The following is a 20,592-nucleotide window of genomic DNA, read 5'->3' as shown; positions in this document are numbered from 1 at the left end:
CGTGTGAGCGTTGCACCATCTGCTTTATAACTGATAAAATAAAGTCAATTATTTGGAAATGAGTTGATTGGATATGAAATGGTTTAAAAACCTTTTTAATAAAGTAACAGATGAAGATGGACAAGAGATGTATGATCGAAATACATATGAAGAAGCAGAAGAAGACTTTTCTTATGAAACCTATGAAGAGCAACAACGAGAAGAACAGCCGAAAACATCTAAAGGTAACTTTCGATTCCCATTAATAGACGATGTTGTTACGGATTCTTCTACTCATTCAAATGAAGTGAATCAATTAATTGAACAACCAGCAGTTGAATCTAAACCATTACGTTTAAATAGAGGAACAACACCAGTAAGTTCAAAAGAGCATTACTCACCTTTTACAGCGCCAGGTAATTCACAACACGTTGCACATGGTATGTCACGTGAACACTATAATCCATTTAAAAAATCAAGTACGCCTACTACAAAAGTAGAGATAAAAGACGAACCAGCAGTGAAACCACAATTAAATAAAACACCAGTGCCAATCGAGCCAGCGGTACAACCGAAAAAACGGTTTGTACCAAGTGATGTACCATCACCAGTGTTTGGATTTAAAAAGCCATCAACACTTACGCCATATGAGCGAAAGGTACAGGAGCGATTACAAGCAGAACGTAAGAAAAATCGTGGCACATTGGCAGATCAATTAGTGCAAAATCGTGTGCGTAGAGAGGAAAGATTAGAAGCGAGTCGCATGTCTGTTCCGACTACGCCAAAGCCTACTGAACAAAAGTCAGAATCTTTAACGATTAAAAAGCACGATGAAATTCTAGTGACACTACCAAAATTGGAATCTAAAGTACATGAACAGCCTAAAACAATTCAAATAGATGAAGTAGCAAAAGTCACTACAACAAATGAAGCTGTTGAGATAATCTCACCTTCTGAACAAGTAGTGGAAGAAGTAGAAGTAGCATTGCTAGTTCAAGAGAAAGAAACAATCGAGTTAGCAACAGCTGAAGTACAAGAACTTGTAACAGAGCAAGTGTCAGAGCGAGAAGAAGTAGAGGAACTGGTACAAGAGCAAGAACTAGAGCGAGAAGAAGTAGAGGAACTCGTACAAGAGCAAGAACCAGAGCGAGAAGAAGTACAAGAACTCGTAACAGAGCAAGAACCAGAGCGAGAAGAAGTACAAGAACTCGTAACAGAGCAAGAACCAGAACAAGAAGAAGTACAAGAACTTGTAACAGAGCAAGTGTCAGAGCGAGAAGAAGTACAAGAACTTGTAACAGAGCAAGTATTAGAGCGAGAAGAAATAGAGGAACTCGTAACAGAGCAAGAACCAGAGCGAGAAGAAGTGGAGGAACTGGTACAAGAACAAGAACTAGAGCGAGAAGAAATAGAAGAACTTGTACCAGCTCAGATGCCAATAGAAACTCCAGTAAGAGAAAGAAGTAAGACACCAATTAATGTGGTTATGTTGAAATCAGACAAAGAAAAGTTACAGCAAGCACAGGCGAAGGAAATCGTTCTACCAAGCTGGAAAGATTCCAAAGCACCTACAAATCGTTATGCTGTACCGTCAGTAAAGCGAACTACAGAAGATTCTGTAAAAGTAGAAGATGAGGATTCACCCACCAAAGTTTTAGAAGAGGAGTTACCCTTACCAAGCACAATTGAGGCAAATGTAATAGAAGAAGTACAAGAAAAAATCGAATGGCAAGTTTACGATGAAACATTGCAGTTATTACGTGAACCAGAATTTCAACAAGCTGATGTAGAGTGGATGGAAGAACAGGGACAGTTATTAGTTGAAGTTTTAGCAGAGTTTAATGTTCCAGCAGAAATTGAAAATATCGTACAAGGTCCAACTGTTACACAATTTGAAATTACAGTTGGTCATGGCGTAAAAATAAGTAAAATTAAAAATCTTTCGGATAATCTAAAGTTAGCACTTGCTGCACGTGATATTCGAATTGAAGCACCAATTCCAGGAAAACGTTCAATTGGTATTGAAATACCGAATGCAAAAGCAAGACCGGTTAGACTATCGGAAATTGTGGGTAATAACAGTTTTAGAGATTCTAACAAAGATTTGGAAGTAGCTTTAGGACTCGATATTACAGGTCAACCTGTAACATTTGATTTAAGTGAAATGCCACATGGATTAATTGCTGGAGCGACTGGTTCAGGTAAGTCCGTCTGTATTAATTCTATTTTAATTAGCTTGTTAATGAAGGCTAGTCCACAAGATGTCAAGCTGATGTTAATTGATCCGAAAATTGTTGAGTTAGCTGTATACGATGAACTACCTCATTTAGTGAGTCCTGTAATTACAGATGTAAAAGCAGCGACAGCCGCATTAAAATGGGCAGTAGATGAAATGGAACGTCGTTATCAATTATTCCATCATATGAAGGTTCGTCATATTACACGCTATAATGAAATCGTTGAAGAACAAAGAAGATTCTCATTAAAAATGCCGTATCTTGTTATAGTAATTGATGAGTTAGCAGACTTAATGATGATGGCTCCAGCAGAAGTAGAAGAATCGATTTGTCGTATTGCACAAAAAGCACGTGCATGCGGAATTCATTTAGTACTTGCTACACAAAGACCATCTGTTGATGTCATTACAGGGCTAATCAAATCGAATATCCCAACACGTATAGCATTCTCTGTATCATCTCAAATTGATTCACGTACAATTATTGACTCACAAGGGGCAGAACGTCTTTTAGGACGCGGTGATTTATTGTATTTAGGGTATGGTAAATCAGATACGGTTCGTTTACAAGGAACGTTTGTAACAGATGAGGAAATTGAACAAATTACAGCATATATTCGTTCATTAGGTAAACCAAATTATGCTTTCGCACCAGAGGAGCTTGTTCAAAAAGTAGAACAGGCAGAAGAGCAAGATGAACTATTTGAGGAAGTTTGTCGTTCAGTTGCAGAAGAAGGTAGTGTATCCATCTCATCTTTACAACGTAAATATCGCATTGGTTATAACCGAGCAGCACGATTAGTAGAAATGATGGATGCTCACGGCTTTGTGTCAGAAGCAAAAGGCACGAAACCACGTGAAGTATTTTTAACACCAGACCAAGTCGATTCAATCTTCCAACAGTAATACGAAAATCACTCTTATATGTTGAAAAGTTTCGCGAAATATAGGTATATGGAAGTAAAATGAACGGAAGTTTTTGAAATGATTCGTTTCGTGCTATAATATTAGATGTTTTGAAAAATCAATGAATCTATTACTGTAAATAACAATTAAGAACGATGAAAAAAAGAGAGTGAAAAACAGACTCTCAGGAGGTTTCAACATGACATTATATCATTTTACTGGAATTAAAGGTTCTGGTATGAGTTCATTAGCACAAATTTTATTTGATTCTGGTGAGAAGGTACAAGGATCTGATATAGAAAAACATTTCTTCACTGAGGAGCCACTACATGAACGTGGTATTCGTGTGTTACCTTTCGATGCGAATAACATTGAAGAAGGTATGACCGTCATTGCAGGAAATGCTTTTCCAGATGATCACGTAGAACTTGTGCGTGCAAAAGAATTAGGTGTCGAGGTTATTCGTTACCATGAATTTTTAGGGAATTATCTTGAAAAATATACATCTGTAGCAATTACAGGCGCACATGGTAAAACATCTACAACAGGTTTGATGGCACATGTACTAGCAGGTAATGAACCGACATCTTATTTAATTGGTGATGGTACAGGACGAGGAGCAGTAGATGCAAAAAACTTCGTAATGGAGGCGTGTGAATACCGTCGTCATTTCTTAGCATACCACCCAGATTATGCGGTTATGTTAAATATTGATTTTGACCATCCAGATTATTATACAAGTATTGACGATGTATTTAGTGCATTCCAAGAGATGGCACTACAAGTGAAAAAAGCCATCATTGCATGTGGTGACGATGAAAACTTACAACGTATTCAAGCAAATGTTCCAGTTGTTTATTATGGCTTTGGCTCTGAAAATGACTTTGAAGCACGCAATCTTGAAAAAGATACGACAGGTACGACATTTGATGTGTTCGTTCGTAATGAGTTTTATAGTCAATTCCATATTCCATTATTCGGAGATCACAATGTTTTAAATACATTAGCTGTTATCTCTCTATGTGAGTATGAAGGTATTCCAGCTACAATGATTCAAGAGCAATTAAACACATATCATGGTGTAAAGCGTCGTTTTTCTGAAACAATCAAAGGCGAGCAAATATTAATTGATGATTATGCACATCATCCAACAGAAATTCGTGCAACGATTCAGTCAGCACGTCAAAAATATCCAAATCGTGAAGTGGTAGCAGTATTCCAACCACACACATTCTCACGTACAAAAGCGTTTTTAGAGAACTTTGCCGAAAGTTTAAGTGGAGCAGATTGTGTTTACTTATGTGATATTTTCGGTTCTGCACGTGAAAATGCAGGAGAATTAACGATTGAAGATTTAGCAGCATTAATTCCAGGAAGCCACATATTACGTACAGAAAACATTGAAGATTTAAAAGCACATGAAGAAGCTGTATTCTTATTTATGGGTGCAGGCGACATTGGTAAATTCCAAAAAGCATTCGAAGAAGTATTGGTGTAAATTAGGAGAGGTATGGAGTCATTCCAGCCTCTTTTTTTCTTTTGTATTAAATTTTTTGAAAGAATATTTGCTTACGATAATGATATTGTTGGAAGGATTTAGAGAAAAATAGTAGAATATAGATATCACACAATGTTTAGGTAACGTAAAATTGTGGAAATTTGAGTAGTATTACCATTTAGGAGGGGAAAAGCATGATTAGCATTCTCTACATCGCAGCACTTATTTTTGCGATAGCCGTATTAGTGCTATGTATTAGTTTGGCTGTAACACTAAGTTCTGTGAAAAGAACATTAACTAGTGTTGCAAAAACAATGGAAGGTATTGAAGGTCAGATGCAAGGCATTACAAAGGAAACAGAAGTATTACTTCATACAACAAATGCACTTGCAGCAGATGTTCAACATAAGTCAGAACAACTGAACTCATTAGTTGGTGCAGTAAAAGGATTTGGTGATTCTGTATCTGGTTTAAACAATACTGTACAAAATGTTACATCTACAATTAATACAAGTGTTGACCAAAATCGCGATCAAATTGCGAATGTGGTACAATGGGGTACAACCATTTTAAGTCTACGTAACAAAATGAAGAAAAATAAAGTTGTTAATTAGATAGAGGAGGAACTTGCATGTCAGGATCAAAATTAAACTATAGTGAAGTCCGTGAACAATTAGAAAATACAGGACAGTCGCTTTATTTACCCGAAACATACGTATCAAAACAAGATGCACTTTATGAAGATAACTCATCGTGTACGAGTAGTAAAGATTTTGTGATTGGCGCATTCGTCGGTGGTGTAATTGGAGCAGCAGCAGCATTATTTTTAGCACCAAAATCTGGTAAAGATTTACGTAATGACGTGAAAGTGAAAAGCTCTGACATCACTTCACAAGCAAAACAAAAATCCTCAGAATTAACGAAAAAAGTGCAAGAGCAAGCTGCACCTGTCGTAAAAAAAGTACAGGAACAAGCAGCGCCAGTTGTAAATAAAGTAAAATCATTAAAAGGTAACAATGTTACACCACCTTTAGATGATGGAACGGCATTTGCAGATGGTGAAGATCAAATGGAATTCATGGAAACTGTTGAGAATACAATTCATGAATATGAAAAAACAGAAAAAGATCAACACTAATTTAAAAGTAGATTGGATATACGTATGAAATACGACTAGATCTAATTATAAGAAAAATCGGAATCGCGTTATGCGGTTCCGATTTTTCTTTACGAATGCTAAAAAAGTAGAATGAAATGTGTTGCCTCGATCACTTTTTTATGAATTCTTCTTCAAATTTAAACGAGTGTTGTTGGAATTAATTGTAGATTAAGCGTATCTCCACCAAAAACAGGTGCATCAAATTGAGCTTTTTCACCATTTCTAAGTAGTTCAAACGTTCCTTTGAAATCACGTGGTAACGACCAATTCGTATATTTAAAAACGTCTTGGAACGTCCATTGACTATATTCGATTTGAACGAATTGAATACGATCTCCAATTGATAAAATCGTATCGAGTGAACATTCTTGTCCATTCACATAGATATTATATAGCGGTCTTTGTAAGACAATTTCTTCATGTTGGAATGTAAGTTGGCATTGATCGAGTAAAGTCATATTTAATTGCTTTGTAAAATCTTCTACTGTAGGTTTGATTGCTTCTTGTAATAGGATATGGTCACCGTCTTGTAAAATATGGTGTCCTTGTACAGTTAAACCATTTACAGTTAGTTGAGCTTGAAAAGCAGTCATGTTAAGTTTTTGGTCATTTAAGTAATAATAAGTTGGTTCATTGTAATGAGCGCTATGTTCAAAACCAAACTGTTGTAATGCTTCTTCTACCGTTGTATCTGTTGAAACAAAAATGACATCGCCTTCTTGTAAAGAAGTTTCCCTATTTGCTGGAACGCCATTCACAAGAATTGTAGAAGAAATGGTATAGGTTTGATCATTAACCTTAATAACTTTATTAGATGCTTCATCTAATAAATCAGCAATTGTTGCAGTTGCAGGTTTACCATCTTGACCTTCAATCAATTCAATAAAGTCACCATTTTCAATCGTTGCCTTCATAGATGCTTCTTCGCCATTAATTAAAATACGTGTTGGACTTCCTAGATTGCCAGGTATATGAATTGTCTGTCCATTTAATTGAACCGACATCGCAAGACCTGGTTTACCATATAGTTTGGAAGCAACAATATTTGCAGCAAGTAGCGCGTCTGTTACAGTCATTTCTTTTAATTCAAAAAGACGCACAACTTGCTCGTTGACAGTAAGTGACATGTATTTAATTGGTGTATTTTGTGCAGCAATCGCAATACCGATTGGTGTCACTAACTCTGGAGTAGCTGGAATATGGTTTTCTCGTGTTAAATTTTGAATGGCATTTAAATCACGTACCGCTACACGTTGGTCAGGTAAATCAAGCGCTAGACTAATTTCTTTTGTAATATTTGGTGTTAAACTACCGCCACCAATTAATAAAACAGCTTTTGGTGACTGACCAGAGTTGAGACGTTTTATTTCCTGGGCAATATTCGTCGAGAGATGTTGAATGGCTCCCTGAATATGTGAAATTACTTCAGTTGAATGGATTTGTTGTTCAAAACCTAAAATATCTGTAATCGTAACATGTTCTGAAACAGATAGTTCTCTTTTTACAGTTTCAGCAACAGGGAAGTCTAATAAGTAATGATCACTTAAAGCCTCTGTAATCTCATCTCCAGCTGTTGGAACCATTCCGTAAGCTATAACTGTACTTTGATCTGTAATGGCAATATCGGACGTTCCAGCACCTATATCAACGAGTGCAACATTTAAACGTCGCATCGAAGGGGGAATGAGTGCATTAATTGCTGCAATCGGCTCTAAAGTTAATCCATCCATCTCTAAATTTGCACGTTTTAAAGCAGCAATCAGTGATTCAACCACTACACGTGGTAAAAATGTGGCGATGACTTCGATGGAAGCTTCTGTACCTTGTTGATCGATTAAGCTACCGATTTCCTCGCCATCTAAACGATAATAAAGAACAGAGTAGCCAACACAATAATAATGGCTCCCTTTTAAATCTTCCTTATGTTCTAGTAATTTTGCTTGTGCTTCTTGTACAGCAGCTAATTCAAGTCGGTCTATATCCGTTTCTGTTAGTGCAGGGCGATGTTGAATGGATAGCTTAGAGCTTGCTTGTTCTGTTTTTAAAGAACGACCTGCAGCAGCGACAGATACTTTCGTAAGAGGACCATGCCTTTCTTCTAATTCTGCTTTCACTTGTGAAATGACATTTGCAACATAGACAACATTATGTATTTGTCCATCAACCATTGCGCGCTCTTTATGCTCTTTAGAAATCAAATCAACAACATGATAACCTTCATCAATCTGTTCTAATATAATACCGACAACAGAACGCGTTCCGATGTCTAGTGCGAATAATTTTTCTGTCATTTTTGTTTACACATCCTTTGCTCGATTATTGCGAAATTTTGTGAAATAAAACCTTTTTACTTTTCCGCGTTGAAGCGTTAAAGAAAAAGTTCGTGACTTTTAAGAATGGATTGCTTATAATACATGTATATCATAAAATGTATCATACATTTCAGTGGGCTGGAAGTACTAGATACGTAAGGAGAGAGGAGAACGGTTATGAGTCATGAAATTTTAGAGAACTTAAGAAATCAAGTAGACGAAATTAACTTAGAGATTTTAAACTTGATTAACAAGCGTGCAGAGCTAGTTGAAGAGATTGGTAAAACAAAGGAAAAGCAAGGTGTTAACCGATTTGATCCTTTACGTGAACGTCACATGCTCGATTTAATTAAAGAAAATAATCAAGGACCGCTAACAGAAGGTGCGGTTAGTCATATATTTAAAGAAATTTTCAAACAAGCATTAGATTTACAACAAACGAATACGAAAAAAGAATTACTAGTATCTCGTAAACGTAAAAAAGAAGATACAATCGTGAATGTGAATGGAGAACCGATTGGTACAGGAGCGCCATCATTTGTATTCGGTCCATGTGCAGTAGAATCTTACGAACAAGTAGATGCAGTCGGTGCAGAAATTGCGAAAAAAGGTTTGAAATTAATGCGCGGTGGTGCATACAAACCAAGAACATCACCATACGATTTCCAAGGACTTGGGTTAGAAGGGTTAAAAATTCTAAAAGAAGTTGGTCAAAAATACGGTCTAGGTATTGTATCTGAAATTGTTACGCCAACACATTTAGAAGAAGCATTAGACTATGTAGATGTTATTCAAATTGGTGCACGTAATATGCAAAACTTTGAATTATTAAAAGCAGCAGGACAAACGAATAAACCAGTTTTATTAAAACGCGGTTTAGCAGCAACAATTGATGAGTTCATCCATGCAGCAGAATACATTATGTCAAAAGGGAATGAGCAAATTATTTTATGTGAACGTGGTATTCGTACTTACGAAAAAGCAACACGTAATACATTAGATATTTCAGCTGTTCCAATTTTAAAACAAGAAACACATTTACCTGTATTTGTAGATGTTACACATTCTACAGGTCGTCGTGATTTATTATTACCATGTGCGAAAGCAGCAATTGCAATTGGTGCAGACGGTGTGATGGCCGAAGTACACCCAGATCCAGCAGTAGCGCTATCAGATTCGCAACAACAAATGGACTTTGAAACATTCGATGCATTCTATGATACATTGCAAACATTCATGAAAACACACGATATTAAAGCATAATTTGTAAGTGGCGATTCGAAATCCTTTGAATCGTCACTTTTTTGCTTGACTAGCTGTTGAAAATCGTTGACACAATATATTATGATTAGAAGTAGTTCGAAAAAGGAGGGTCATCGGTGACCGTAACAATTTATGATGTTGCACGTGAAGCAAATGTTTCGATGGCAACGGTATCTAGGGTAGTCAATGGGAATCCCAATGTAAAACCTACAACTAGAAAAAAAGTATTAGAAGTAATTGATCGTTTAGAATATCGTCCAAATGCCGTTGCACGTGGCTTAGCAAGTAAGAAAACAACAACAGTGGGCGTTATTATTCCTGATATTTCAAATGTATTCTACGCAGAGTTAGCACGCGGAATTGAGGATATTGCAACGATGTATCGTTATAATATTATCTTATCCAATTCTGATCAAAACGAAGCAAAAGAAATTGAATTATTGGATACAATGTACGGAAAGCAAGTAGATGGGATTGTGATGATGAGTGAAAATGTATCAGAAGCAATTCTAGACAAAATGAGTCATTCACCTTCACCAATCGTTTTAGCGGGTTCTGTTGAAGATTCTAAACAGATTCCAGCTGTGAATATTGATTATGTACAGGCAGCATATGAAGCAGTGAAAAAATTGATTGATAACGGTCATAAGCGTATTGCCTTCGTATCGGGACCATTCACATCAACAATTAATAAAGAGCATAAGTTTGTAGGGTATCAAAAAGCATTAGAAGAAGCAGGTATTGCACTGGATGATAACCTTGTATTAGCAGCAGAAGATTCATATGATAGTGGTATGGAAGACTTTACGCATGCAAATGAATTAGCAGACCCGCCAACAGCTTATTTTACAGGTAGTGATGAGTTAGCGATTGGCATTATTCATGCAGCACAAGATGTTGGTAAGTCTGTACCAGACGATATTGAAGTGATTAGTTTTGAAAACTCAAAATTAGCACGTATGGTACGTCCACAACTTACAAGTATGGTATTACCACTGTATGATATCGGTGCTGTATCGATGCGTTTACTCACAAAAATTATGAACAAAGAACAGACAGAACAATTACAAGTTGTTCTACCACACCGTATGGAAGAGCGAAATTCAACAAAAGCATAAAATATAAAAGACAGGAATCACAAATACTCGTGATCCCTGTCTTTTAATTTTGGCGAATCATGTATAACGCTTTTTCAAGTGTTTGCTGATTTTTTTCTGTAATTTCTTCTTTACGTGGGATTGGTTCATATAAATCTTCAGGATCTTCCCATGTAGGTATGAGTGTAACAGGTGCTTCTTTTTGCCAATTGTCTAACCATTCTTTTGGAATAGCGCCTGTTGGAACTTGTTGATTCGTCATCGCAAGCCATACCATTGACCATGCGCGTGGAACAACGCGCCAAATATCATAGCCACCACCGCCAACTGCAATCCAGCGCCCTTCACAAAATTCATGAGCTAGTTCATGGGCGATTTTTGGTATGACTTCATATGTTTTAATTGTACTGTAAAGGTGCGTAAGTGGATCAAAATAATGTGCATCTGCACCATTTTGAGTCAAAATAACATCCGGTTTAAAGTGTGCAATGACTTCTCGAATTGCTGTTTCATAGACTTCTAAAAAAGAGCCATCTTCTGTAAAAGCATCGAGCGGAATATTAAAGGAAGTGCCATATCCTTCACCATTCCCACGTTCTGTTACCGCACCCGTTCCAGGAAATAGATATCGTCCTGTTTCATGAATAGATAGTGTACATACATTCGGATCATCGTAAAAGCTCCATTGTACACCATCCCCGTGATGCGCATCTGTATCTATGTAAAGTACGCGTGCATCATATTTTTTTTGCATATATTTGATGGCAACTGTACTATCATTATAAATACAAAAACCAGAAGCTTTCCCATGAAAACCATGATGTAATCCGCCACCAAGGTTGAGTGCATGATTTGTTTTGCCTTGCATCACATAATCACAAGCTGTAAGCGTACCACCTACAAACATGGCACTTGCTTCATGCATATTTTTAAAAATAGGTGTATCTTCTGTACCAATTCCGTAAACTTCGCCCTCACCATTACGCAATTCACCATGACCTGCTCTTTTGACAATATCAATATAAGCAGCATCATGACCGAGCAACAATTCTTCATCCGTAGCAACACGAGCTGTTTTGATTTGTTCGGGTTGAAGTGCATTAATCTGCTTTAGTAAATCCATTGTTAATTGAAGACGTTTTTGATTAAAAGGATGTGTTTCTGAAAATTTATAATCAAGTTGCTCTGGTGAATAAATAAAGACTGCATCTTGTTCTAAAGGTCCATTCCTGGTGTATTTGGCCATAACACATCAAATCCTTCCTTACGTAATGCACGAATGATTGGAACAGGATTCATGCTTTTTACACGAATCGAGATTACCTGATGATTAAGAGAAATATCTGGGTGTAGTAAGATACTTAAAATATTTGCATTATATTGTGCAATCACGCCAGTAATGTCATGTAAAATCCCTGCCTCATCTTTAATTCGTATATCAATTCGTGAACTTGGTTTTGTAGCACCTGTCAATTCAATGTAATTATAAAGTAAATCACTATCTGTTAAGATTCCAACTAACTTTTTATGACTAATAATCGGTAAACAACCAATTTTGTGTTCATAAAATAGAAGGGCAACTTCTTCGACAAAATCGAGTGGATGTCCAACTAAAGGGTGTTTAGTCATAATTTCTGAAATAGGTGTTTGAAGAATCTTTTTTTCTTCATCTTGATTCAATAAATGCGTAATTGTATTTTTAATATCGCGTTGTGCAACTAAGCCAACAAGTTGTTTCTCTGTATTAATAATTGGTAAATGTCGAATCTTTTTTTCACGCATTAATTGGTTAGCATCTTGTAAAGTATGCTCAGGTGTAAGCGTAAAAACATCTTTCGTCATAATTCTTTCAACAATCATGATGATTCCCTCCTTTACTTAATACATCAAACGATTTGAAAAACGTAAACGATCAAATTTTTCAATACTTGCACGGTCTACTCGACTACCGATACGCGCCATAAGACAGTTTGCAGGATGAGCAGAAATTTCAGGATCGTCTGTTGCATAATATTCTAGTCCGCCTTCATTCATCATTTTCTCCATAACTTTGCGATAATCCCATACATTTAACCCTGTTCTCTTTAAATCCCAATGCCAATAATATTCAGTGGTAATAATGATATAGTCTTCCATCGCGTCATCTAACATTGAAACACGTAACATTGCTTTTCCTAAACCACTACCTCTGAAGTCATTAATCACTTCGATTGCACCTAGCTCAATTAAATTTTCCATATTGCCTTCAGCCCATCGTTCAAGTGGGTCTGGGTAAACAAATGTTGTATAACCGACGACCAGCTGATCTTGTCTGCACACAATGATACGACCTTCGGGTAGCTTTGAGATGCCCAAAATAGCTTTAAATTGTTGTGGTGCTGGACGAAATGCAGCTAAATCTTCATGAAATGTCATTTTTTCTAAATTTTCAGGTAATACAGGACCTTCTACCATGACTGGGCCACGTGAGGTATCGATGATTTCAGAATAAAATGTACGAATATGTTCCAATGTCCACCGCTCCTTTTCGATACGTTTGTTTTTTATTATACATCATGTGAAAAGAAAAAAATAACGTAAATGAGAAGAAATGATAGATTAGTGCGAAAATGTGTACAAAAAAGGATATTCATTCTAAAAGTATAATTTTAACTGAAATTTGCTGTTTAAATTCGAAAAATCCTTATTTTTTTGAATTATTCAGTCAATTTTATATAATCTATTATAACACAGGTTTATCTGTTATATAATAAAAAGGTATTAATCGAACAAGGGGGTTAAAATATGAGAATTGAACCACTAGTAGCAACGAAGGGTGATTTTAATCTTGTAGATTATGACAAAGAAAAAGCCACATTCAATTGGGAGAAAGTGAATGAAGTTTTTTCATGGAGCACAACAGGTCTTGTCAATTTGGCGCATGAAGCAATCGATCGCCATGCTGATTCAGAAAAAGAAAATCGTATTGCTTTATATTATGAAGATGCACATCGAAAAGAAGCCTATTCATTTGGGGAAATGAAAAAGTTATCTAATCGAGCAGCAAATGTATTTTCAAATTATACAGATTTGAAAAAAGGGGATCGCTTATTTATCTTTATGCCACGAACACCAGAACTTTATATTGCCTTACTTGGTGCAATTAAAAAAGGTGTTATTGTAGGGCCTTTGTTTGAAGCTTTTATGGAAGTAGCAGTATATGATCGTCTATATGATAGTGAAGCTTCTGTTTTAGTAACGACACCAGAGTTGTTACCACGTGTTCCAGTTGATCGACTACCGCATTTGAAAAAGATTTTTGTAGTAGGAGAAGAAATCGAAGAAACAGAACAAATTTTTGATTTTAATCGATTAATGGAGCAAGCTTCGGATCAATTCTCAGTAGAGTGGGTAACGCTAGAAGATGGAGCTGTTCTACATTATACGTCTGGTTCAACTGGTAAACCAAAAGGGGTTTTACATGTACACAATGCAATGATTCAACAATATCAAAGTGCTAAATGGGTTTTAGATTTAAAAGATGATGATATTTATTGGTGTACAGCTGACCCAGGTTGGGTAACGGGAACAGCTTATGGCATTTTTGCACCATGGTTACATGGTATTTCGATGGTCATCGTTGGGGGACGATTTTCACCGGAATCCTGGTATGGTGCATTAGAAAAGTATAAAGTAACGGTATGGTATAGTGCGCCTACAGCATTTCGAATGTTAATGGGGGCAGGTAATCATGTGGTTGAACAGTATGATTTAAGTCATTTACGTCATGTATTATCTGTAGGGGAGCCATTAAACCCAGAAGTTATTAAATGGGGAAAAGAAGTGTTACATCATCGTATTCATGATACATGGTGGATGACGGAGACAGGAGCGCAGATGATTTGTAATTATCCTTCAATGGATATTAAGCCAGGTTCTATGGGAAAACCATTACCAGGTATTGAAGCGACAATTGTAGATGATCAAGGAATAGAAGTACCACCGTTCACAATGGGGAACTTAGCGATTAAAAAGGGGTGGCCATCAATGATGCGCCAAGTTTGGAATAATCCAGAACGCTATGATTCGTACTTTTTAAAAGACGAATGGTATGTTTCAGGAGATTCCGCTTATATGGATGATGAAGGTTACTTCTGGTTCCAAGGGAGAATTGATGATGTGATTATGACAGCCGGAGAGCGTGTCGGACCGTTTGAAGTAGAGAGTAAATTATTAGAACATCCTGATGTTGTGGAGGCCGGTGTTATTGGAAAGCCGGATCCAGTAAGAGGGGAAATTATTAAAGCTTTTATTGCCCTACGTGAAGGTGTTACACCAACACCAGAGCTTGAAGCGAATATTAAGGATTTTGTAAAGAAGGGTTTGGCAGCACATGCAGCGCCACGTGAAATTGAGTTTAAAGAGAAGTTACCAAAAACAAGAAGTGGTAAAATTATGCGTCGTGTATTAAAAGCATGGGAATTAAATTTACCGACAGGTGATTTGTCTACAATGGAAGATGATTAAAAAATGATATGTGTAATAATAAAAAAATCGCGATGGTGCGGTTTTTTTATTTTTTAAGAAATGAAAAGAGAAGTAGGTAGACCCCACTTCTCTTTTACTATTCTTTATCTTCTTTTGAATCATCTGGTTTTGGCTTTGGTTTTTCAGTAGATTCGTTAGAACCGCTACCTGAATTTCCACCGCCTGTACTTGGTTTTTCTTCTGTACCTGTACTTGGTTTATTCGAACTATTGCCACTACCACCATTGTTGGTAGCTGGTGGCTTATTGTTTGATTCTGGTTTTGATGTGTTATCAGAACCTGTTGAATTATTTGAACCACCAGTAGACGGTTTATTTGTTTGAGTATTATTCGAACTTGATGAATTCGAATTATTGCTAGATGATTCATTTTTATTTTTGTCTTCATTCTTTTTATCTGTCGTAGTGTTATTTACATTTTTCTTTTCTTCTTTTTTCGCTGGTAGCGTACCACCGAATGGTGATAATAGAGAAGAGATAGTTACTGGAGGAACAGACAATGAACCATTGAATAAATCAGATGTCATGTTACCACATCCAGAATAACCACCAGTATCTGCACAGAATGAACGATTCACAACATTTGGAGGGCGTGTAAATGAGCTACCACCAGCTGTTGCAAGTTTTGGATCTGTACTATAAATCGAGTTCATAACACGTGCCCAGAATAAGTTGATACGTGTACTTGGATCGAAATAAGCGCCGTTATATTGATTTAATGTTTTTGGTTGGTCATAACCCATCCACACACCTAATGTAATTTTCGGGTTGTAGCCGACTAACCATACATCTTTATATTCTTGAGATGTACCTGTTTTACCAGCAAAATCACCACTAAAGTTTAGGCTACCTTTTGCTTTTGAACCTGTACCGCCATTGAATACATCTCGTAGCATATCTGTAATGATATACGATGTTTCTTCAGAGAATACGCGTTTCTTTTTCGACTTGTGTTTGTAAATCGTTTTACCGTTACGGTCTACAATTTTTTCAACCACATACGCATCAACGAAATCTCCGCCGTTTGCGAATGTCGCAAATGCATTGGCATTTTCTTCTACTGTTACGCCGTATTTTAAAGCACCAATCGATGTTGAGTAGTTTGTATAATCATCTGCATCTAGATTTGAGAAGCCCATTTTTTCTAAGAAGTTTGCAGGTTTATTCGCCATGATTTGAGCGTATAAACGAATCGCAGGTAAGTTTAATGAGTCTTTTAAAGCGTCACGTGCAGAAACAATACCACGTTCTTCATTCACATCAAAGTTAGAAGGTTGCCAACCACCATAATTAAATTTCACATCGGCTACAGGACTACCAGCACCAATACGACCATATTCAATTGCAGGTGCATAAACAAGTAAAGGTTTCATTGTTGAACCATTTGAACGTTTTGCTTGTGTTGCATGGTTGAGTTCTTCAAGTTTGAAGTCTCGACCACCGATGAAGCTTAATAAGCGACCTGTCTCATTTTCGATGACTACGCCACCTACTTGAACAGGGTCGGCTACAGGCTTCGTTTCGCCTGTTTCAGGGTCTGTTACATTCTTCGTGTACGTAGCTCCGTAATAAGGGAATGAGTCCTTCGCTTTATCCATCGCGTCATACAATTTTTTATCAATTGTCGAATAAATTTTATAACCTTTTGAGCGTAATTCACGGTCAGCTAAAATTGTGTATTTTTCACGTAATTTGGATTCTTTATCAATACGTTTTGCTTCAATCCCGTCTTTTTTCGCCAAAATTTTTGCCATAATATCTTTTGCTTGATCTTCAATTTCATATGTTACGTATGGATATTTTTCTGTCGCTTGTTTTTCGCGTGCGCGGAAATCTTTCACAATGTTATATTTAAGTGCTTTTTTATATTCTGCATCTGAAATATAACCTGTTTCATGCATACGATAAAGTACTGTTTTCATACGATTTACGCCAAGTTGTAACATCTTTTTATCTTTTAATTGTCCAGTTTGCGTATAAGGTGTATAAGCAAATGGAGATTGCGGAATCCCAGCAATATAAGCAGCTTGTGGTAAATTCAAGTCTGAAGCGCTCTTATTGAAAATTCCTTTTGAAGCTGTTTCAACACCTGCAATATTACGACCAGCCGAATTACGACCATACGGGATAATATTCAAATATGCTTCTAAAATCTCATCTTTTGTCATGAAGTGCTCTAAACGCATGGCAAGCAGTAATTCTTTTGCTTTACGTTCATAAGATACTTCATTCGTTAAGACTTGGTTTTTAATTAATTGTTGTGTCAGTGTCGAACCACCTGTTTGCATAGACGAATTCGATACATCTTGTAATAAACCACGGAATACAGCCTTTGGTACAATTCCGTTATGTTCATAGAAGTATTCATCTTCTGTCGCAAGTACAGCATCAATTACTTTTGGTGATACTTGTTTTAAAGTTGTTTCCGTTCTTTCTAAATCAGTTCGCATCTTCCCTAAATATTGATTATTAGCGAAGTATAACTGACTGGTCTCATCATAGTTAAAAATGGTCTCACGCATTTCTTGCTTTGATGAGAGCTTTTCGTCTTTTACTAGTGATGCAAAATAACCTGCACCAATAGAACCTAAAAAGACAATTCCGACAAGCATAAGCGTTAAGAATAATAAGAATAAATTCCAAATTACGCTGGATGAAATACGGAAATATTTCATAAATGGTTTGTCGGAAAATGCTTGTATATGTTGATCCCAACTCTCTAATAGCTTTTTCATGGATATCACTCGAACGATCATTTTTAAAACTCTTTTGAGAGCATTGCTACTTTAAAAATGACCTTCCTCCTTCAGTTTAAATCAGGTTAAAAAAGGTATTGCAACTATACATTTTTTAACTGGTCACAAGACTGTATAATACAATCGATTTTTCTTTTTTTAATTATAAATGAATCGATGCAATTAGCATATGTATGAACCGTTATTAACTTTAGCATCTCTTACGTAAAAATAGTATACAATATTTTACCCTACTTATAGCAAATATATTCCAAATAATAGACGGTTAAAATTTTTGCATACATACTTAATATTACATGAAAATGACTCACTTATGTGTGAACAATTTAAACATTGACAAAAAAAATGAACTAAAGTAAAGTAACAGGTATATATTTCGTACGGAGAAAAATGCGCAGTAGAAACAAAATTCCCTGTTCAGAGAGTTAGCGGTCGGTGCAAGCTAACCATAATTTTGTTTTGAATTACACATTTGGAGTAACGACGTAGCCGCTGCGTTAAAGCGATAGAGCGGGAGAGATGACAAGCATTTCTCCAAGCCGGGTGGTACCGCGTTATTCGTCCCTAACGTCCCTGCATCAATATATGATGGCAGGGACGATTTTTTTATTATTAGGAGGAATAACAATGACAAATGCATTAATTGAAGACTTAACATGGCGCGGTTTGTTGTACCAGCAAACAGATGAAGAAGGCATGGCGAAATTACTAGACGAAGAAAAAGTATCGTTATACGTAGGTGTAGATCCAACAGCAGATTCGATGCATATCGGACATATCGTACCAATGCTAACATTACGTCGTTTCCAACAAGCTGGTCACCAACCTGTATTACTAGTAGGTGGTGCAACAGGAATGATTGGTGACCCATCAGGTCGTTCTTCAGAGCGAAATTTATTAACAGAAGAACAAATTCAACACAATGTAGATTGTATTAAAGGACAACTAGGTCGTATTTTCGACTTCAAAGATGAAGCGAATGGCGCAAAATTAGTGAATAACTACGATTGGTTCGGCAATATGACAACAATCGAATTTTTACGTGACTATGGTAAATTAATTAATATTAATTACATGCTAGGTAAGGATACGATTTCTTCTCGCTTAGAATCAGGTCTATCATTCACTGAATTCACATACACACTAATTCAAGGTATGGACTTTAATCATTTATACGATCACCACAATGTACGTATTCAAGTGGGTGGCTCTGATCAATGGGGTAATATTACAACAGGTTTAGAAGTAATTCGTAAAACACATGATGAAGAGGCAAAAGCATTCGGTTTTACAATTCCACTTGTGACAAAAGCAGATGGTACGAAATTTGGTAAAACAGCTGGTGGTGCGATTTGGTTAGATGGTGAAAAAACATCTCCATATGAATTCTACCAATTCTGGTTAAACACAGCAGATGCAGATGTTGTGAAATACTTAAAAATCTTTACATTCTTAACACGTGCTGAAATTGAAGCTTTAGCTGAAAAAGTAGAAACAGAAGCGCATTTACGTGAAGCTCAAAAAACATTAGCTGCTGAAATGACAAAAATGATTCACGGTGAAGAAGGTTTAGAGCAAGCATTAAAAATTACAGCTGCGCTATTCTCAGGTGACTTAAAAGCTTTATCAGCAGATGAGATGAAAGTTGCATTCTCAGGTGTCCCATCTGTAGAAGTAACGAAAGCAGATACAAATATTGTTGAATTATTAGTAGAAGCTAAAATCTCACCTTCAAAACGTCAAGCGCGTGAAGATGTAACAAACGGTGCTATTTCCGTAAACGGTGAGAAAGTACAAGACCTTGACTACACAGTTGACGCAAAAGATCGCTTAGAGGATGCATTTACAATCATTCGTCGTGGTAAGAAAAAATACTTCATGGTGAAGTTTTCATAATACAATCTCATTTGAACGCAAAAAAGAAGGAATCGCAACTAGTCGATTCCTTCTTTTTTTATGCATGAAAAATGAGTTTCTTCCTATTATATTGTTAAAAAAGATGGGATTTCGACATGAGCATATGCCTTTGGATGAATTCGTTTGGCAAGTTGAATTGCACCAATTAAAAGACGTGGAGAGGGGCGACAGTAAAGCCATTCTTCCATTTTAAAAATACGTTCATTTTTTACAGCATCCATCTCTTGCCATCCATCACGCTTTAATACGACTTTTGGATTGATTCGTTCATAAGCTACGCCCACCCATGATAAAAAAATATAATCAGGATTTCTCTTTTTTACATCGTCAAAATCAGTCATGACACTAGCTAATTCAACATCTTCAAACGTATTACGACCACCTGCAAGTTGACTGATTTCTGTTAGCCAATTTACTTTTCCTGGTGTGAAAATAGGATTGGGCCACCATTCCCAATAAAGTGAAGGATGTTCATTGATTGATTGAGAAATGGTATGTAGTTCATGTCTTTTTGCTTCATAAGCTGTTGCAACTTCTTCCGCACGATCTGCAACACCACAAGCTTTCCCAACAAGACGGACTTCTTCAATAATCTCATCGAGTGAATTTGCATTTAAAACGAGTTGAGGAATCCCGCGTTCTTTTAAACCGTCAACATTCTTTTCCATACCAGGAACACTGAGAGAAGATAGAACGAGGTCTGGTTGTAATGCCTCTAATGCATCTAAATCAATGGATAAATCAGGTCCTAATTTGGGTAATGTATTTACAGTCTGTGGCCAATCTGAAAAATCATCAACAGCGATGAGTGAATCAGTCAAGCCGAGTAAAGCAACGATTTCTGTATTACTTGGACAAATGGAGATAATACGCATGAAAATCCTCCTTCACATTTCTTTTCAAAAATTATAACATAGTGTATGATGAACTTCTGAATTTTAAA

Annotated in this window: 14 protein-coding genes and 1 other annotated feature; of the genes, 8 read left to right on the top strand and 6 right to left on the bottom strand. The window is 36.5% G+C overall.

The genetic code is table 11. The features are described from left to right. The first annotated feature begins 73 nt into the window (after positions 1-73). From QN089_RS10700 to QN089_RS10685, 4 genes are all read left to right on the top strand, one after another. The gene (locus QN089_RS10700) at positions 74-3,121 is read left to right on the top strand and encodes a DNA translocase FtsK (protein WP_285215292.1); all 3,048 of its coding nucleotides are present in this window, start codon (positions 74-76) and stop codon (positions 3,119-3,121) included. Between the two features lie 199 nt (positions 3,122-3,320). After that, positions 3,321-4,619, top strand: coding sequence for a UDP-N-acetylmuramate--L-alanine ligase (murC, locus tag QN089_RS10695; RefSeq protein WP_068451814.1), 1,299 nt, complete (start codon positions 3,321-3,323; stop codon positions 4,617-4,619). Positions 4,620-4,813: 194 nt separating this feature from the next. Further along, positions 4,814-5,233 carry a DUF948 domain-containing protein gene (locus tag QN089_RS10690; protein WP_068451817.1) on the top strand — a complete coding sequence of 140 codons (420 nt, stop codon included), beginning with the start codon at positions 4,814-4,816 and terminating at the stop codon, positions 5,231-5,233. A gap of 17 nt (positions 5,234-5,250) precedes the next feature. After that, positions 5,251-5,757 carry a YtxH domain-containing protein gene (locus tag QN089_RS10685; protein ID WP_068451820.1) on the top strand — a complete coding sequence of 169 codons (507 nt, stop codon included), beginning with the start codon at positions 5,251-5,253 and terminating at the stop codon, positions 5,755-5,757. Between the two features lie 158 nt (positions 5,758-5,915). Here QN089_RS10685 and pilM read toward each other — a convergent pair whose 3' ends face one another. Next, positions 5,916-8,069, bottom strand: a complete 2,154-nt coding sequence (gene pilM, locus QN089_RS10680; RefSeq protein ID WP_285215291.1) for a cell division protein FtsA — start codon at positions 8,067-8,069, stop codon at positions 5,916-5,918. Between the two features lie 198 nt (positions 8,070-8,267). Here pilM and QN089_RS10675 point away from each other — a divergent pair, with 198 nt between their 5' ends. Together QN089_RS10675 and ccpA are read left to right on the top strand one after the other, a co-directional pair. Next, a complete protein-coding gene (locus tag QN089_RS10675; protein ID WP_068451826.1) occupies positions 8,268-9,353 on the top strand; it encodes a bifunctional 3-deoxy-7-phosphoheptulonate synthase/chorismate mutase in 1,086 nt (361 codons plus the stop codon). A gap of 116 nt (positions 9,354-9,469) precedes the next feature. Then, complete coding sequence (gene ccpA / locus QN089_RS10670) at positions 9,470-10,471, top strand: catabolite control protein A (protein WP_068451830.1); 1,002 nt, start codon at positions 9,470-9,472, stop codon at positions 10,469-10,471. 43 nt (positions 10,472-10,514) lie between these two features. Here ccpA and QN089_RS10665 read toward each other — a convergent pair whose 3' ends face one another. From QN089_RS10665 to QN089_RS10655, 3 genes are read right to left on the bottom strand one after another with little or no spacing between them, the layout of a single operon-like run. Then, a complete protein-coding gene (locus QN089_RS10665) occupies positions 10,515-11,696 on the bottom strand; it encodes an acetoin utilization protein AcuC (RefSeq protein ID WP_068451833.1) in 1,182 nt (393 codons plus the stop codon). Then, a complete protein-coding gene (locus QN089_RS10660) occupies positions 11,666-12,310 on the bottom strand; it encodes a CBS and ACT domain-containing protein (RefSeq protein WP_285215290.1) in 645 nt (214 codons plus the stop codon). The genes QN089_RS10665 and QN089_RS10660 overlap by 31 nt, the downstream gene beginning before the upstream one ends. Positions 12,311-12,328: 18 nt before the next feature. Next, entirely contained in the window at positions 12,329-12,961 is a 633-nt protein-coding gene (locus QN089_RS10655) for a GNAT family N-acetyltransferase (protein WP_285215289.1), read from the bottom strand. 273 nt (positions 12,962-13,234) lie between these two features. On the opposite strand from QN089_RS10655, the gene acsA reads away from it, so the two are divergent. Further along, positions 13,235-14,956: an acetate--CoA ligase gene (acsA, locus tag QN089_RS10650; protein ID WP_285215288.1), complete on the top strand. Its 1,722-nt coding sequence runs from the start codon at positions 13,235-13,237 to the stop codon at positions 14,954-14,956. A gap of 97 nt (positions 14,957-15,053) precedes the next feature. On the opposite strand, the gene QN089_RS10645 is transcribed toward acsA, so the two are convergent. After that, positions 15,054-17,711, bottom strand: a complete 2,658-nt coding sequence (locus tag QN089_RS10645; protein WP_285215287.1) for a transglycosylase domain-containing protein — start codon at positions 17,709-17,711, stop codon at positions 15,054-15,056. A gap of 395 nt (positions 17,712-18,106) precedes the next feature. Then, positions 18,107-18,310, top strand: a binding site (T-box leader). 49 nt (positions 18,311-18,359) lie between these two features. Here QN089_RS10645 and tyrS point away from each other — a divergent pair. Continuing rightward, on the top strand, positions 18,360-19,628 hold the full coding sequence (gene tyrS, locus QN089_RS10640) for a tyrosine--tRNA ligase (RefSeq protein ID WP_285215286.1): 1,269 nt from the start codon (positions 18,360-18,362) through the stop codon (positions 19,626-19,628). Positions 19,629-19,714: 86 nt separating this feature from the next. On the opposite strand, the gene QN089_RS10635 is transcribed toward tyrS, so the two are convergent. Then, entirely contained in the window at positions 19,715-20,524 is an 810-nt protein-coding gene (locus QN089_RS10635; RefSeq protein ID WP_285215285.1) for a cobalamin-binding protein, read from the bottom strand. Positions 20,525-20,592: the final 68 nt, after the last annotated feature.

Origin of the sequence: Kurthia sp. YJT4 (assembly GCF_030219945.1) — a bacterium.
In the GTDB taxonomy this organism is placed as follows: domain Bacteria; phylum Bacillota; class Bacilli; order Bacillales_A; family Planococcaceae; genus Kurthia; species Kurthia gibsonii.
Note: the sequence above shows the minus strand (reverse complement) of the source record. Positions and strands in the feature narration are given on the sequence as shown.